The following is a 17,445-nucleotide window of genomic DNA, read 5'->3' as shown; positions in this document are numbered from 1 at the left end:
TTGGTATAAATATCGAAAAACCTCGTTGAAAATAACGAGGTTTGTTGTTAGCGGATAAGGCAGCCATTGGCTGCCAGAAATTTATGGAATTATATTTACACTCGCTATGGCCGATGCTAACCCTTGAACGAAAGGTTGACGCATAATGGTGATGTGATCACCAGATAAAGTTTCGGAGATAACTTCCCCAGTAACCAGCGTCTTCCAGCCATTAATAATGCTGTCGGCAGAGATATTTTGTCCTTCATACTCCTCGTTAGCCAGAAACAGGTGGAGTGTTCCTGAATAGCGTTCTTGCGGCTGATAAGTTGCCAAAGAATGGGCCTTGAAGACATTTAAATAGGCAGAGATTTCCTTAGCTTCAAGTTGAGGAGGTAAGAGTTCTTCTTCAATGAGACGAATTCGTAAGTTATCGAGTTGCTCTTCTTCTGTCATGGATTCAAATTCTTCTTCGGTAAAGTTTTCCTCTGCCCCCGCCAATGCAGCAAGCACATTGCCAAACTCAGCCAGCCAGCGGCGATTAGACCATTCTGATTCGTTCCTTTGGGTTAGGCTTTCTAGAGGGGATTCGCTATCGACTAAAGCCAGCAAACCAATGCTTTCACCTTGTTGGACGAGTTGTCGGGCCATTTCGAATACGAGCCAGCCTCCGAAAGAGTGTCCAGCTAAATAATAAGGGCCATTGGGTTGAACTTTCTTAAGATCATCGATCATAACGCTGGCCATTGCCTCAAGGCCGTTCATCTCAAGGTATGATGGGGGATCACTACGTCCATCTAACTCTGGTGATTGCATACCCCAAACGGCATAAATACCTTCCAATGCTGTCGCCAATTCCCGCAAATAGAGCACGTGTCCTCCAGCGCCGGGCGCAAAGAACAGCGGTGTTGCTTTGAGGTTTTGTGACAGGCCGACCATAGAACCAACATGGATATTATCTCGATCTTCAATGGCGCGGGCTTGTTCTTTGATAGTGGTAAACGTCATCAGGCTCGCCATCATATTCTGCTGAAGCCCAAGTTTTTCTATTGCTAAAGAGCTGGCTTTCAAAATAAGCAGTGAATGGCCTCCTAATTCAAAGAAATGGTCATGACGGCTGACACGCTCCACTCCCAGAAGATCTTGCCAAATCTGAGCCAATGTTATTTCAACCTCACCTTGGGGGGCTTCATAATCACGGGTTACGATGGCAGATTGATCGGGAGCAGGGAATGCCTGACGGTCGATTTTGCCGTTAGAGGTAAGCGGGAAAGCGTCAAGGATCACAAATGCACTGGGTAGCATAAACTCGGCAAGCTGTTGAGCAAGTTGCTGACGCAGTTCACTGGGAACCAAGTTGACACCGGATTCTGGCTGAACATATGCAACGAGACGTTTATCATCAGATGTTATTTCTCGGATCAGGACAATAGCATCTTGTACTCCTTGACATTGCACCAGACGAGTTTCAATTTCCCCCAGTTCAATGCGGAACCCACGTAGCTTGACCTGAAAATCATTGCGTCCTAAATATTCAATCGCACCATCGGGTAGCCAACGCCCCAGATCGCCGGTCTTGTACATACGGGCATCGGGCTGTTTGCTAAATGGATCCGCCACAAATTTTTCTGCGGTTAAATCCGGACGATTGAGATAACCACGGGCCACACCGGCGCCACCGATATGAATTTCACCACTGACGCCGAGAGGAACCGGCTTCCCAAATGTATCCAGAATATAAATACGGGTATTCGGCAATGGATAGCCAATCGGGATATTATCGGTGATATCAGTCGATAGCGTGCTCGTTCCATCCACTTTTAATGTGGTCGCAATGACCGTGGTTTCGGTAGGACCATAAGAGTTAATCCAACGGCAGGATTGCGTTTCAGGTATAGATTGCCAACTGATTAAATGGCGCAGTTCCGCTTTCTCGCCACCGACGATAACGGTGCGCAGATATTGGCCGAAACCACTGCGTCCCGCCATCATCTCTTGTACCCATTGATGCCAGAAGGCGGTCGGCATATCCATGATAGTGATTTTCTGCTTATTTAACAGATTGACAAATTCTGCATCCGGTACACGGATATGAGCAGGGCGCAGCACCAGTGTTGCGCCCGATGCGAGGGTAGGGAAAATATCGGATACCGAGGTATCAAAGGCGATAGTCGCAAATTGCAGGATACGATCCCCTGATTGTGGTTCACTGGTCTGGTGTTGCGCATGGATAAAGTTCACCACATTGCGGTGCTCCAGCATCACGCCTTTGGGCTGGCCGGTGGAGCCGGAAGTATAGATAATATACGCCAGATGATGGGATTGAAGTTGAATATCCGGATTATGGATCGGCTGTTTTGCTACGTTATTGCGCTGGCTTTCATCATCCAGCAACCAGACAGGCATATCTGATATTGGCAACAGCCCCTGTAAAGGGCGCTGCGTCAGCAATAACACCGGTTTGCTGTCCGACAGTTGATACGCCAGCCGTTCGGCCGGGTATTCGGGATCAAGCGGAACATAGCCGGCTCCCGCCTTAAGAATGGCGTACAAACCAATAATCAACTCCAGACTGCGGTCAACACAGATAGCGATGCGATCATCGGGACGTACCCCCGCGGCAATCAGCTGGTGTGCCAGTTGGTTAGCCTGGCGGTTTAGTGCCGCATAACTCAGTTCGCTCTCACCAAAGGCCAATGCAATTGCATCCGGTGTGCGTGCTGCCTGCTGTTCAAACAGTTGATGGATTAAGGCGTCTTGCGGATACTCAACAACGGTATCGTTAAATGTTTCCAGTAGTTGGGTACGTTCGGCCTGTGGCAAGATATCGATAGCATGGATAGGTTGCTCAGGCGCATATTGCAGCGCGGCCACAATGCCTTCCAGTGCTGTCTTCATATAGGCAGTAATGCGTACCGGATTAATTTGCTGGCTGCATTGTGCGGTCAGTGCAAATCCATCATCAAAATCGTCCACATCCAGGGATAAGGGGTAGTTACTGCGCTCTTCACTGTCCAGCACCTGAATACCGTCCCAAGCCAATGAATGCGCCGCTTCCTCATCACGCGGGCTGTGACGGAAATTCAGCAGGCTGTTAAACAGTGGTAATGAGGCCGGCACGCCGCTGCACCGCTGGGCAATCGCCAGAGGGGTTTGCTCATGATCCAGTAATTCACTCAGGCGCTGGTAGGTTTCCTGTACCGCCTGTTTTACGGTACGGGCCTGTAACGGGATACGGACTGGCAGGGTATTGATAAACATCCCCAGCACCTGTGAAGCGCCCATCCCCCCCTGTAAGCGGCCCAATAACACCGTACCGAATACCACATCTTCACGGCCACTACACTGTGCCAATACCTGCGCCCAGGCGACATGGAATAGCACGGCCGCACTGATCCCCAATTGACGGGCGCAATCCCGGATCTGTTGGGCCAGTTCCTCATCTAAGGTGACAATATCTTCCACGATTTTATCGTGCTTATCGCGGCTGTTTCCCTGTACATCCAGTAACCCAAAGGGTAGCGTCGGTTCTTCCACGTCGCCCAGTAACTGCTGGAAATAAGCCTGATGCACTTCAATCGGCACCTGACGGGTCTGGGCGATAAAATTGCGGTAAGGCAATGGGGCGGGCAGGTGTGCGGCTTCTCCGAGGATCAGTGCCTGCACTTCACTGAAAATGATTTCCAGTGACAGATGGTCACACACCAGATGGTGATGCAGCAGGCTTAACCACCATTGATCGGAGTCAGGATCCCGGGCGATATAAGCAGCCAGTAATGGCGCCTGAGTAATATCTAACCGTATGCTGTCCGGATCGGTCAGACGCCGTAGCTGGGTTTCGGCACGTTCTCCGGCGGATAACGTCAGCTCTGTGATCGGCAGGGGCGCATGACGGTAGACCACCTGCACGGGAATGGGCAGCTCCTGCCAGTGGAAGGCACTGCGTTGGATATCGTGCCGGTCAATCACCTGCTGCAACGCCTGCAAGAAACGCGTCAGCCGTGGTCGGTTGTCAAAGTGCATCAGAATATTTTCAAGGTAGGTGTCACCGGTTTCGGTCAGTAAATGGTGGAACAGAATGCCTTCCTGCAAGGGGCCAAGCGGGTAAATATCCTGAATATTGGCGACACCGCCCGGGACATGGTCAACAATACGGTCAATTTGGGCCTGGGTTAATGTCACCAGTGGCAGCATGGCGGGCGTAATCTGCGGGCTGTCTTCGCGGATCAGGTTAGGCGGAATAACCGCTAGCGCGGCATCTTGTTTTTGATGTAAGCGGGCGCTCATGGCCGCCAGGGTAGGGGCAGCGAAGACCGCGCTGACCGCCAGAGAAAGCCCTTGCTGGCGCAACTGTTCGATCAGGCTGACGACCAGCAGGGAATGGCCGCCCAGTTCGAAGAAATTGTCATGGCGCCCGACCTGTTCCAGTTCCAGCAGCGATTGCCAGACTGCCGCCAGTTTCTGTTCAGTTTCACCCTGTGGTGCTTCATATTCACGGCTGACGATAGCGCTTTGATCCGGTGCCGGCAGGGCCTTGCGATCCAGTTTACCGTTGGCGGACATCGGGAAAGCATCCAGTATAACAAAGGCACGGGGTAACATATATTCCAGCAGGCGGGCACTGAGGTGTTCACGTAACTCCGCCGGTTTTAGCGTGCTGCCGGCTTTGGGGATCACATAGGCAATTAAGCGTTTGTCACCGTTTTCTTCTTCACGGGCGATCACCACGGCATCGCTGACGTCTTCGTAAGCCAGCAGTTGGGTTTCAATTTCCCCCAGTTCAATGCGAAAGCCACGGATCTTAATTTGAAAATCATTGCGTCCCAGATACTCAATTGCGCCATCGGGTAACCAGCGCCCCAGATCGCCGGTTTTGTACATACGGGCATCAGGTTGTGTGCTAAATGGATCCGCCACAAATTTTTCCGCGGTTAAATCCGGACGATTGAGGTAACCACGGGCCACACCGGCGCCACCGATATGAATTTCACCACTGACGCCGACAGGAACCGGCCGGCCGTGCGTATCCAGAATATAAATACGGGTATTCGGCAGTGGATAGCCAATCGGGATAACCCCTTCGGGATACGGTGGATTTTGGTGATCCAATTTCAGCGTGGTGGCAATCACCGTGGTTTCGGTAGGACCATAAGAGTTAATCCAACGGCAGGATTGGGTTTCCTGCTGAGACAGCCAGCTGATTAAATGGCGATATTCTGCTTTTTCGCCGCCCACAATCAGGGTATGCAGATAGGGGCTAAAACCGCTGCGGCCGGCCATCATCTCCTGTACCCACAGGTGCCAGAAGGCGGTCGGCATATCTATAATGGTGATCTTCTGCTCACGCAGGAAGGTGACAAAAGTCATATCCGGTATCCGAATATGGGGCGGTCGCAAAACCAGTGTCGCACCGGCGGCCAGGGTCGGGAAAATATCGGATACCGAGGTATCAAAGGCAATGGTCGCAAATTGCAGAATACGATCCCCTGATTGTGGTTCACTGGTCTGGTGCTGTGCATGAATAAAGTTCACCACATTGCGGTGCTCCAGCATCACGCCTTTGGGCTGGCCGGTGGAGCCGGAAGTATAGATAATATACGCCAGATGATGGGGTTGAAGTTGAATATCCGGATTATGGATTGGCTGTTTTGCTACGTTATTGCGCTGGCTTTCATCATCCAGCAACCAGACAGGCGTATCTGATATTGGCAACAGCCCCTGTAAAGAGCGCTGTGTCAGCAATAACACCGGTTTGCTGTCCGACAGTTGATACGCCAGACGTTCGGCCGGGTATTCGGGATCAAGCGGAACATAGCCGGCTCCCGCCTTAAGAATGGCGTACAAACCAATAATCAACTCCAGACTGCGGTCAACACAGATAGCGATGCGATCATCGGGGCGTACCCCCGCGGCAATCAGCTGGTGTGCCAGTTGGTTAGCCTGGCGGTTTAGTGCCGCATAACTCAGTTCGTTTTCGCCAAAGACCAATGCAATGGCATCCGGTGTACGTGTTGCCTGTTGTTCAAACAGTTGATGGATTAAGGCGTCTTGTGGAGAGTCTATCGCCGTATCGTTAAAACCCTCCAATAATTGGGTACGTTCGGCCCGTGGCAAGATATCGATAGCGTGGATAGGTTGCTCAGGCGCATATTGCAGCGCGGCCACAATGCCTTCCAGTGCCGTCTTCATATAGGCAGTAATGCGTACCGGATTAATTTGCTGGCTGCATTGTGCAGTCAGTGCAAATCCATCATCAAAATCGTCCACATCCAGGGATAAGGGGTAGTTACTGCGCTCTTCACTGTCCAATACCTGAATACCGTCCCAAGCCAATGAATGCGTCGCTTCCTCATCACGCGGGCTGTGACGGAAATTCAGCAAACTGTTAAACAGTGGCAATGAGGCTGGCACACCGCTGCACCGCTGGGCAATCGCCAGAGGGGTTTGCTCATGATCCAGTAATTCACTCAGGCGCTGGTAGGTTTCCTGTACCGCCTGTTTTACGGTACGGGCCTGTAACGGGATACGGACTGGCAGGGTATTGATAAACATCCCCAGCACCTGTGAAGCGCCCATGCCCCCCTGTAAGCGGCCCAATAACACCGTACCGAATACCACATCTTCACGGCCGCCGCACTGTGCCAATACCTGCGCCCAGGCGACATGGAATAGCACGGCCGCACTGATCCCCAATTGACGGGCGCAATTCCGGATCTGTTGGGCCAGTTCCTCATCTAAGGTGACAATATCTTCCACGATTTTATCGTGCTTATCGCGGCTGTTTCCCTGTACATCCAGTAACCCAAAGGGCAGCGTCGGTTCTTCCACGTCGCCCAGTAACTGCTGGAAATAAGCCTGATGCACTTCAATCGGCACCTGACGGGTCTGGGCGATAAAATTGCGGTAAGGCAATGGGGCGGGCAGGTGTGCGGCTTCTCCGAGGATCAGTGCCTGCACTTCACTGAAAATGATTTCCAGTGACAGATGGTCACAAACCAGATGGTGATGCAGCAGGCTTAACCACCATTGATCGGTATCAGGATCCCGGGCGATATAAGCGGCCAGTAATGGCGCCTGAGTAATATCTAACCGTATGCTGTCCGGATCGGTCAGACGCCGTAGCTGGGTTTCGGCACGTTCTCCGGCGGATAACGTCAGCTCTGTGATCGGCAGAGGGGCATGACGGTAGACCACCTGCACGGGAATGGGCAGCTCCTGCCAGTGGAAGGCACTGCGTTGGATATCGTGCCGGTCAATCACCTGCTGCAACGCCTGCAAGAAACGCGTCAGCCGTGGCCGGTTGTCAAAGTGCATCAGAATATTTTCAAGGTAGGTGTCACCGGTTTCGGTCAGTAAATGGTGGAACAGAATGCCTTCCTGCAAGGGGCCAAGCGGGTAAATATCCTGAATATTGGCGACACCGCCCGGGACATGGTCAACAATACGGTCAATTTGGGCCTGGGTTAATGTCACCAGTGGCAGCATGGCGGGCGTAATCTGCGGGCTGTCTTCGCGGATCAGGTTAGGCGGGATAACCGCTAGCGCGGCATCTTGCTTTTGATGTAAGCGGGCGCTCATGGCCGCCAGGGTAGGGGCAGCGAAGACCGCGCTGACCGCCAGAGAAAGCCCTTGCTGGCGCAACTGTTCGATCAGGCTGACGACCAGCAGGGAATGGCCGCCCAGTTCAAAGAAATTGTCATGGCGCCCGACCTGTTCCAGTTCCAGCAGCGATTGCCAGACTGCCGCCAGTTTCTGTTCAGTTTCACCCTGTGGCGCTTCATATTCACGGCTGACGATAGCGCTTTGATCCGGTGCCGGCAGGGCCTTGCGATCCAGTTTACCGTTGGCGGACATCGGGAAAGCGTCCAGTATAACAAAGGCACGGGGTAACATATATTCCAGCAGGCGGGAACTGAGGTGTTCACGTAACTCCGCCGGTTTTAGCGTGCTGCCAGCTTTGGGGATCACATAGGCAATTAAGCGTTTGTCACCGCTTTCTTCTTCACGGGCGATCACCACGGCATCGTGGACGTCTTCGCAAGCCAGCAGTTGGGTTTCAATTTCCCCCAGTTCAATGCGAAAGCCACGGATCTTAATTTGAAAATCGTTGCGTCCTAAATATTCAATCGCGCCATCGGGTAGCCAGCGCCCCAGATCACCGGTCTTGTACATACGGGCATCGGGCTGGATGCTAAATGGATCCGCCACAAATTTTTCGGCGGTTAAATCCGGACGATTGAGGTAACCACGGGCCACACCGGCGCCACCGATATGAATTTCACCACTGACGCCGAGAGGAACCGGCCGGCCGTGCGTATCCAGAATATAAATACGGGTATTCGGCAGTGGATAGCCAATCGGGATAACCCCTTTAAGCTGGGGTAAATTTTGGTGGTCCAATTTCAGCGTGGTGGCAATCACCGTGGTTTCGGTAGGACCATAAGAGTTAATCCAGCGGCAGGATTGGGTTTCCTGATGAGACAGCCAGTTGATTAAATGGCGATATTCTGCTTTTTCGCCGCCCACAATCAGGGTATGCAGGTAGGGGCTAAAACCGCTGCGACCGGCCATCATCTCCTGTACCCACAGGTGCCAGAAGGCGGTCGGCATATCTATAATGGTGATCTTCTGTTCACGCAGGAAGGTGACAAAAGTCATATCCGGTATCCGAATATGGGGCGGTCGCAAAACCAGTGTCGCACCGGCGGCCAGGGTCGGGAAAATATCCGATACCGAGGTATCAAAAGCGATAGTCGCAAATTGCAGGATACGATCCCCTGATTGTGGTTCGCTGGTCTGGTGCTGTGCATGGATAAAGTTCACCACATTGCGGTGCTCCAGCATCACGCCTTTGGGCTGGCCGGTGGAGCCGGAAGTATAGATAATATACGCCAGATGATGAGGTTGAAGTTGAATATCCGGATTATGGATCGGCTGTTTTGCTACGTTATTGCGCTGGCTTTCATCATCCAGCAACCAGACAGGCATATCTGATATTGGCAACAGTCCCTGTAAAGAGCTCTGTGTCAGCAATAACACCGGTTTGCTGTCCGACAGTTGATACGCCAGCCGTTCGGTCGGGTATTCGGGATCAAGCGGAACATAGCCGGCTCCCGCCTTAAGAATGGCGTACAGACCAATAATCAAATCCAGACTGCGGTCAACACAGATTGCCACGCGATCATCGGGGCGTACCCCCGCGGCGATCAGTTGGTGTGCCAGTTGGTTAGCCTGGCGGTTTAGTGCCGCATAACTCAGTTCGTTTTCGCCAAAGACCAATGCAATGGCATCCGGTGTACGTGTTGCCTGTTGTTCAAACAGTTGATGGATTAAGGCGTCTTGCGGATACTCAACAATAGTATCGTTAAATGTTTCCAGTAGTTGGGTACGTTCGGCCCGTGGCAAGATATCAATAGCGTGGATAGGTTGCTCAGGCGCATATTGCAGCGCGGCCACAATGCCTTCCAGTGCCGTCTTCATATAGGCAGTAATGCGCACCGGATTAATTTGCTGGCTGCATTGTGCGGTGAGTGCAAATCCATCATCAAAATCGTCCACATCCAGGGATAAGGGGTAGTTACTGCGCTCTTCACTGTCCAGCACCTGAATACCGTCCCAAGCCAATGAATGCGCCGCTTCCTCATCACGCGGGCTGTGACGGAAATTCAGCAAACTGTTAAACAGTGGCAATGAGGCCGGCACGCCGCTGCACCGCTGGGCAATCGCCAGAGGGGTTTGCTCATGATCCAGTAATTCACTCAGGCGCTGGTAGGTTTCCTGTACCGCCTGTTTTACGGTACGGGCCTGTAACGGGATACGGACTGGCAGGGTATTGATAAACATCCCCAGCACCTGTGAAGCGCCCATCCCCCCCTGTAAGCGGCCCAATAACACCGTACCGAATACCACATCTTCACGGCCACTACACTGTGCCAATACCTGCGCCCAGGCCACATGGAATAGCACGGCCGCACTGATCCCCAATTGACGGGCGCAATTCCGGATCTGTTGGGCCAGTTCCTCATCTAAGGTGACAATATCTTCCACGATTTTATCGTGCTTATCGCGGCTATTCCCCTGTACATCCAGTAACCCAAACGGTAGCGTCGGTTCTTCCACGTCGCCCAGTAACTGCTGGAAATAAGCCTGATGCACTTCAATCGGCACCTGACGGGTCTGGGCGATAAAATTGCGGTAAGGCAATGGGGCGGGCAGGTGTGCGGCTTCTCCGAGGATCAGTGTTTGCACTTCACTGAAAATGATTTCCAGTGACAGATGGTCACAAACCAGATGGTGATGCAGCAGGCTTAACCACCATTGATCGGTATCAGGATCCCGGGCGATATAAGCAGCCAGTAATGGCGCCTGAGTAATATCTAACCGTATGCTGTCCGGATCGGTCAGACGCCGTAGCTGGGTTTCAGCACGTTCTCCGGCGGATAATGTCAACTCTGTGATCGGCAGGGGCGCATGACGGTAGACCACCTGCACGGGAATGGGCAGCTCCTGCCAGTGGAAGGCACTGCGTTGGATATCGTGCCGGTCAATCACCTGCTGCAACGCCTGCAAGAAACGCGTCAGCCGTGGCCGGTTGTCAAAGTGCATCAGAATATTTTCAAGATAGGTGTCACCGGTTTCGGTCAGTAAATGGTGGAACAGGATGCCTTCCTGCAAGGGGCCAAGCGGGTAAATATCCTGAATATTGGCGACACCGCCCGGGACATGGTCAACAATACGGTCAATTTGGGCCTGGGTTAATGTCACCAGTGGCAGCATAGCGGGCGTAATCTGCGGGCTGTCTTCGCGGATCAGGTTAGGCGGGATAACCGCTAGCGCGGCATCTTGCTTTTGATGTAAGCGGGCGCTCATGGCCGCCAGGGTAGGGGCAGCGAAGACCGCGCTGACCGCCAGAGAAAGCCCTTGCTGGCGCAACTGTTCGATCAGGCTGACGACCAGCAGGGAATGGCCGCCCAGTTCGAAGAAATTGTCATGGCGCCCGACCTGTTCCAGTTCCAGCAGCGATTGCCAGACTGCCGCCAGTTTCTGTTCGGTTTCACCCTGTGGCGCTTCATATTCACGGCTGACGATAGCGTTTTGATCCGGTGCCGGCAGGGCCTTGCGATCCAGTTTACCGTTGGCGGACATCGGGAAAGCATCCAGTATAACAAAGGCACGGGGTAACATATATTCCAGCAGGCGGGCACTGAGGTGTTCACGTAACTCCGCCGGTTTTAGCGTGCTGCCGGCTTTGGGGATCACATAGGCAATTAAGCGTTTGTCACCGTTTTCTTCTTCACGGGCGATCACCACGGCATCGTGGACATCTTTATAAGCCAGCAGTTGGGTTTCAATTTCCCCCAGTTCAATGCGGAAGCCACGGATCTTAATTTGAAAATCATTGCGTCCCAGATACTCAATTGCGCCATCGGGTAACCAGCGCCCCAGATCGCCGGTTTTGTACATACGGGCATCGGGCTGGGTGCTAAACGGATCCGCTACAAATTTTTCCGCGGTTAAATCCGGGCGATTGAGGTAACCACGGGCCACACCGGCGCCACCGATATGAATTTCACCACTGACGCCGAGAGGAACCGGCCGGCCGTGCGTATCCAGAATATAAATACGGGTATTCGGCAGTGGATAGCCAATCGGGATATTATCGGTGATATCAGTCGATAGCGTACTCGTTCCATCCACTTTTAATGTGGTCGCAATGACCGTGGTTTCTGTTGGGCCATAAGAATTAATCCAGCGGCAGGATTGGGTTTCCTGATGAGACAGCCAGCTGATTAAATGGCGATATTCTGCTTTTTCGCCGCCCACAATCAGGGTATGCAGATAGGGGCTAAAACCGCTGCGGCCGGCCATCATCTCCTGTACCCACAGGTGCCAGAAGGCGGTCGGCATATCTATAATGGTGATCTTCTGTTCACGCAGGAAGGTGACAAAAGTCATATCCGGTATCCGAATATGGGGCGGTCGCAAAACCAGTGTCGCACCGGCGGCCAGGGTAGGGAAAATATCGGATACCGAGGTATCAAAGGCGATAGTCGCAAATTGCAGGATACGATCCCCTGATTGTGGTTCGCTGGTCTGGTGCTGTGCATGGATAAAGTTCACCACATTGCGGTGCTCCAGCATCACGCCTTTGGGCTGGCCGGTGGAGCCGGAAGTATAGATGATATACGCCAGATGATGGGGTTGAAGTTGAATATCCGGATTATGGATCGGCTGTTTTGCTACGTTATTGCGCTGGCTTTCATCATCCAGCAACCAGACAGGCGTATCTGATATTGGCAACAGCCCCTGTAAAGGGCGCTGCGTCAGCAATAACACCGGTTTGCTGTCCGACAGTTGATACGCCAGCCGTTCGGCCGGGTATTCGGGATCAAGCGGAACATAGCCGGCTCCCGCCTTAAGAATGGCGTACAAACCAATAATCAAATCCAGACTGCGGTCAACACAGATTGCCACGCGATCATCGGGGCATACCCCCGCGGCAATCAGCTGGTGTGCCAGTTGGTTAGCCTGACGGTTTAGTGCCGCATAACTCAGTTCGCTCTCACCAAAGACCAATGCAATCGCATCCGGTGTGCGTGCTGCCTGCTGTTCAAGCAGTTGATGGATTAAGGCGTCTTGCGGATAAGTGACGACGTTATCGTTAAATGTTTCCAGTAGTTGGGTACGTTCGGCTCGTGACAGGATGTCGATTGTCTCAATGGCTTGTTCAGGTGCATATTGCAGCGCGGCCACAATGCCTTCCAGTGCCGTCTTCATATAGGCAGTAATGCGCACCGGATTAATTTGCTGGTTGCATTGTGCGGTCAGTGCAAATCCGTCATCAAAATCATCCACATCCAGGGATAAGGGGTAGTTACTGCGCTCTTCACCCTCGATCTCATCAATACCTTCCCACGCCATTGCAGCCACGTGTTCATCTTCGCGTGGGCTATGACGGAAATTCAGCAGACTGTTAAACAGTGGCAATGGTGCCTGAATACCACTGCAACGTTGGGCAACCGCCAGAGGTGCCTGTTCATGGTCCAATAATGCGGTTAGCTGCTGATAAGTTTCTTGTACTGTCTGCTTAACGGTACGGGCCTGTAACTTAACGCGAATAGGTAAGGTATTAATAAACATCCCTAGCACTTCGGAGGCACCAATCCCACCTTGTAACCGTCCCAGCAGAACAGTACCGAATACGACATCATTCCGTCCACTGCATCGCGCCAGCACCTGCGCCCAGGCCACATGAAACAATACGGCCGCACTCATCCCCAATTGACGGGCGCAATCACGGAGATTTTGGGCCAGCTTGCTATCCAGCGTGAGAACGTTTTCCACTATCTCATTGAGACCGCCACCTTGTACGTCAAGCAACCCAAACGGCAGTGTGGGTTCTTCCACATCACCCAATAATTCGCGGAAGTAGTTCTGGTGAACCTCTAAAGGCACATTGCGGATCTGCGCGATAAAGTTTCGGTAAGGCAGTGGCGTAGGTAAATTTTCACTTTCCCCCAAAAGCAGGGTTTGTATTTCACTGAATATCATATCCAGTGATATGTGATCACACACTAAGTGGTGATACAGCAAGGAGAGTAACCACTTACCAGAAGCAGGATCGTTGGCTATATGAGCAGATAACAGAGGTGCTTTAGTAATATCCATCCGTATTGCACGGGGATCGGTGAGGCGGCGTAGCTGGGTTTCTGGGGGTTCCTCTGTCGATAGTGTGAGTTCAATGATTGGCAATGGTGCATGACGATAGACGATTTGTACGGGTTTAAGAAGCTCTTTCCAGTAAACAGCGCTGCGCAGAATATCGTGCCGCTCAATCACTTGCTGCAATGCCTGCAAGAAACTCTCCAGCCGTGTCCGGCTGTCGAAAATCATCAAATGGTTGTCCAGATAGAGATCACCTTCCGTTTCCAGCAAATGGTGGAACAGGATACCTTCTTGCAATGGCCCCAATGGATAAATGTCCTGGACGTTAGAGATACCGCCTGTTACATGGGAAACAATCTGATCTATCTGGTCTTGGGTCAATTCCAGCAGTGGCAGCATATCTGGGGTAATGATAGTGCTGTCTTCTTTAATCAGGTTAGGCGGTACGTCCTGTAGAGGCGTAGATTGAGTATCATGGTGACGAATTAGGCTGCTCATGGCTGCCAGCGTGGGAGCAGAAAAGACCGCGTTGACATCCAGAGACAGGCCGTGAAGACGCACTTGCTCAATTAAATTGACCACGAGTAGTGAATGCCCGCCTAGTTCAAAGAAATTATCTTGCCGTCCGATTTGTTCTACATTCAGCAGGGATTGCCAGATTGCGGCCAGAGTTTGTTCAGTTTCTCCTTGTGGTACTTCGTATTCACGGCTGACAATAGCGCTTTGATCCGGTGCTGGCAGGGCCTTGCGATCCAGTTTACCGTTGGCGGACATTGGGAAGGCATCCAGCATAACAAAGGCACTGGGTAGCATATGTTCCATCAATCGGCTGCTCAGTTGCTTGCGTAATTCAGCCGGACTAAGTGTCATGCCGGTTTCTGGGATCACATAGGCGATTAAACGCTTATCACCGCTTTCTTCTTCACGGGCGATCACCACGGCATCGCTGACGCCTGCGCAAGCCACCAGTTGGGTTTCAATTTCCCCCAGTTCAATGCGGAACCCGCGTAGCTTGACCTGAAAATCATTGCGCCCTAAATATTCAATTGCGCCATCGGGTAACCAGCGTCCCAGATCGCCGGTTTTGTACATACGGGCATCAGGTTGTGTGCTAAATGGATCCGCCACAAATTTTTCCGCAGTTAAATCGGGGCGATTGAGGTAACCACGGGCTACACCGGCACCGGCAATATGAATTTCACCACTGACGCCAATGGGAACCGGCTGGCCGTGCGTATCCAGAATATAAATACGGGTATTAGGCAACGGATAACCAATCGGGATAACCCCTTTAAGCTGGGGTAAATTTTGGTGGTCCAATTTCAGCGTGGTGGCAATCACCGTAGTTTCCGTTGGGCCATAAGAGTTAATCCAGCGGCAGGATTGGGTTTCCTGATGAGACAGCCAGCTGATCAAATGACGGTACTCCGCTTTTTCCCCCCCCACAATCAGGGTATGCAGGTGGGGGCTAAAACCGCTGCGCCCAGCCATCATCTCCTGTACCCACAAGTGCCAGAAAGCGGTCGGCATATCCATAATGGTGATCTTCTGCTTACGCAGGAAGGTGACAAAAGTCATATCCGGTATCCGAATATGGGGCGGACGCAGCACCAGTGTCGCACCAGAGGCCAGGGTGGGGAAAATATCCGATACCGAGGTATCAAAAGCGATAGTCGCAAATTGCAGGATACGATCCCCCAATTGTGGTTTGCTGGTTTGATGTTGAGCATGGATAAAGTTCACCACATTGCGATGTTCCAGCATCACGCCTTTAGGCTGGCCGGTAGAGCCGGAAGTGTAGATGATATAAGCCAGATGATGCGGTTTCAGTCCCAATTGATCAGTATCGGGATTATGGGCTGGCTGTTTTGCCACGTTATCCCGATTATATTGATCATCCAGCAGCCAGACAGGAGTCTCCTGTATTGGCAAATGAGTCTGTAGGTGCTGTTGGGTCAGCAATAACACCGGTTTGCTGTCTGATAACTGGTAGGCCAGACGTTCAGCCGGGTATTCCGGATCGAGTGGAATGTAGCCGGCGCCAGCCTTAAGAATGGCGTATAAACCAATAATTAAATCCAGACTGCGATCAGCGCAGATCGCCACGCGATCATCAGGACGAACACCCGAAGCGATTAAATGGTGTGCCAATTGGTTAGCATGACGGTTTAGCTCTGCGTAACTCAGTTGGCTATCGCCAAACACTAAAGCGGTGGCGTCAGGGGTTTGTTCCACCTGTTGTTCAAACAGTTGATGGATCAATAAGGTTTGTGGATATGGGAAGGCCGTATCATTGAAATCATCTAACACTTGAGTGCGTTGATATGATTGCAATAGGGGTAAACTTTCCACTGGTTGCGAATCATCTTTAACCATCGCGGTCAGCAGGGTTTGCAGGTAACTGGCGATACGTTCAACGCTGGCATGGTCAAACAGATCACTGGAATATTCCAGGCCACCCACTAACCCATTTTCGGTATCATTTATTGAGAGAGACAGATCGAAATGCGAGCTGTTTTCAGCCAGATTGATTTCACTAATGGTGATATCCGGCAATGCTATATTCTGCTGTCCAGGGGTATTATCCACTGACATCATCACCTGAAAAATCGGGCTATGACTGAGGCTACGTGGTGGTTTTAGCACTTCCACCAATTGTTCGAATGGCAGATCTTGATGTGCGTAGGCATTGAGTGCATGTGCCTTGACCCTGGCTAGCAGAGCGCTGACCGTTGGATTGTCATCTATTTGAATGCGCAGAGCCAGCGTGTTAACAAAAAAGCCAATTAACGGCTCTAATTCGCTATATTGCCGATTAGCAACAGGTGTGCCAACCACCAGATCTTTCTGCCCGCTAAGACGGGAAAGTAAAGTAATCCACCCCGCCATCAAGGTCATGAATAATGTTGTCCCGTGACGCTGGCTAAGGCTTCTTAATCCACTACTTAATTCCGGTGACAGAGTAATATCAACATACCCTCCGGCATAACTTTGCTGCTCTGGGCGTGGCCGGTCTGTCGGTAGTTCCAAAAGCGCAGGAGCACCCTGTAACGCATCGCGCCAGAAATTCACCTGTTTTTCCAATAATTCTCCCTGTAGCCACTCTCTTTGCCAAAGGGCATAGTCAGCATATTGGAGTGTCAAAGCGGGCAGGGGATCACCTTGTCCTTCGCTGAACGCATGATAAAGCGTGGAAAGCTCGTGCATCAGGATGTTAAGGGACCAACCATCGGAAATAATATGATGCTGGGTTAATAACAGGATATGTTCATTTGCAGCCAGTCGCAGCAAGCGCCCCCTGATTAGGGGGCCTTGCGCAAAGTCAAATGGCTGGCTGGTTTCACGCTGGGTTATCTCTTCGAGGGTAATTTGTTGTTTTTCCGCAGGAAGATGGCTGAGCTCTTCCACTGCCAAAGAGAAGCCGCTATCTGGTTTACCAATAACTTGCAGGGCTTGGCCTTCGACCATCTTGATAGTCGTGCGCAGAATTTCATGACGAGCAACAATTCTGTTTAATGCAGCTTGCAGGGCATCTAAATTCAGATAACCTTGCAGACGCAGACCGCCTGGAATGTGATATGCCGCTTGTGCTGCTGGATCTAACTGCGCCAGGAGCCATAAGCGTTGCTGTGCCCAGGAGAGGGGAAGCGTTTGCTGATCAGCGTTTCTCGGGATAATGTGCCTTTTTTCTCTGATCTGCTTTTTTTCCTCAATCTGACGGTTTTCAATGCGTTCTTTAATTTTTTTCTGGAGTACCGCTTGTCTTAATTCAAACAGGCTTAGTTCTTTGTTACTCATTTA

The 17,445-nt window shown here is 51.7% G+C and carries 1 protein-coding gene; it reads right to left on the bottom strand.

Annotation, left to right across the window (positions count from 1 at the left end; genetic code table 11):
- Positions 1-81: 81 nt before the first annotated feature.
- On the bottom strand, positions 82-17,442 hold the full coding sequence (locus WDV75_RS13565) for a non-ribosomal peptide synthetase (RefSeq protein ID WP_273558290.1): 17,361 nt from the start codon (positions 17,440-17,442) through the stop codon (positions 82-84).
- Positions 17,443-17,445: the final 3 nt, after the last annotated feature.

The organism is Xenorhabdus griffiniae (assembly GCF_037265215.1).
Taxonomy (GTDB): domain Bacteria; phylum Pseudomonadota; class Gammaproteobacteria; order Enterobacterales; family Enterobacteriaceae; genus Xenorhabdus; species Xenorhabdus griffiniae.
The sequence above is the reverse complement of the archived record's forward strand: the minus strand, read 5'-3'. Positions and strand labels throughout refer to the sequence as shown.

Bases quoted from the DNA above. Each gene is read 5' to 3' on its own strand.
- WDV75_RS13565 (WP_273558290.1), bottom strand. From the start codon at position 17,442: ATGAGTAACAAAGAACTAAGCCTGTTTGAATTAAGACAAGCGGTACTC.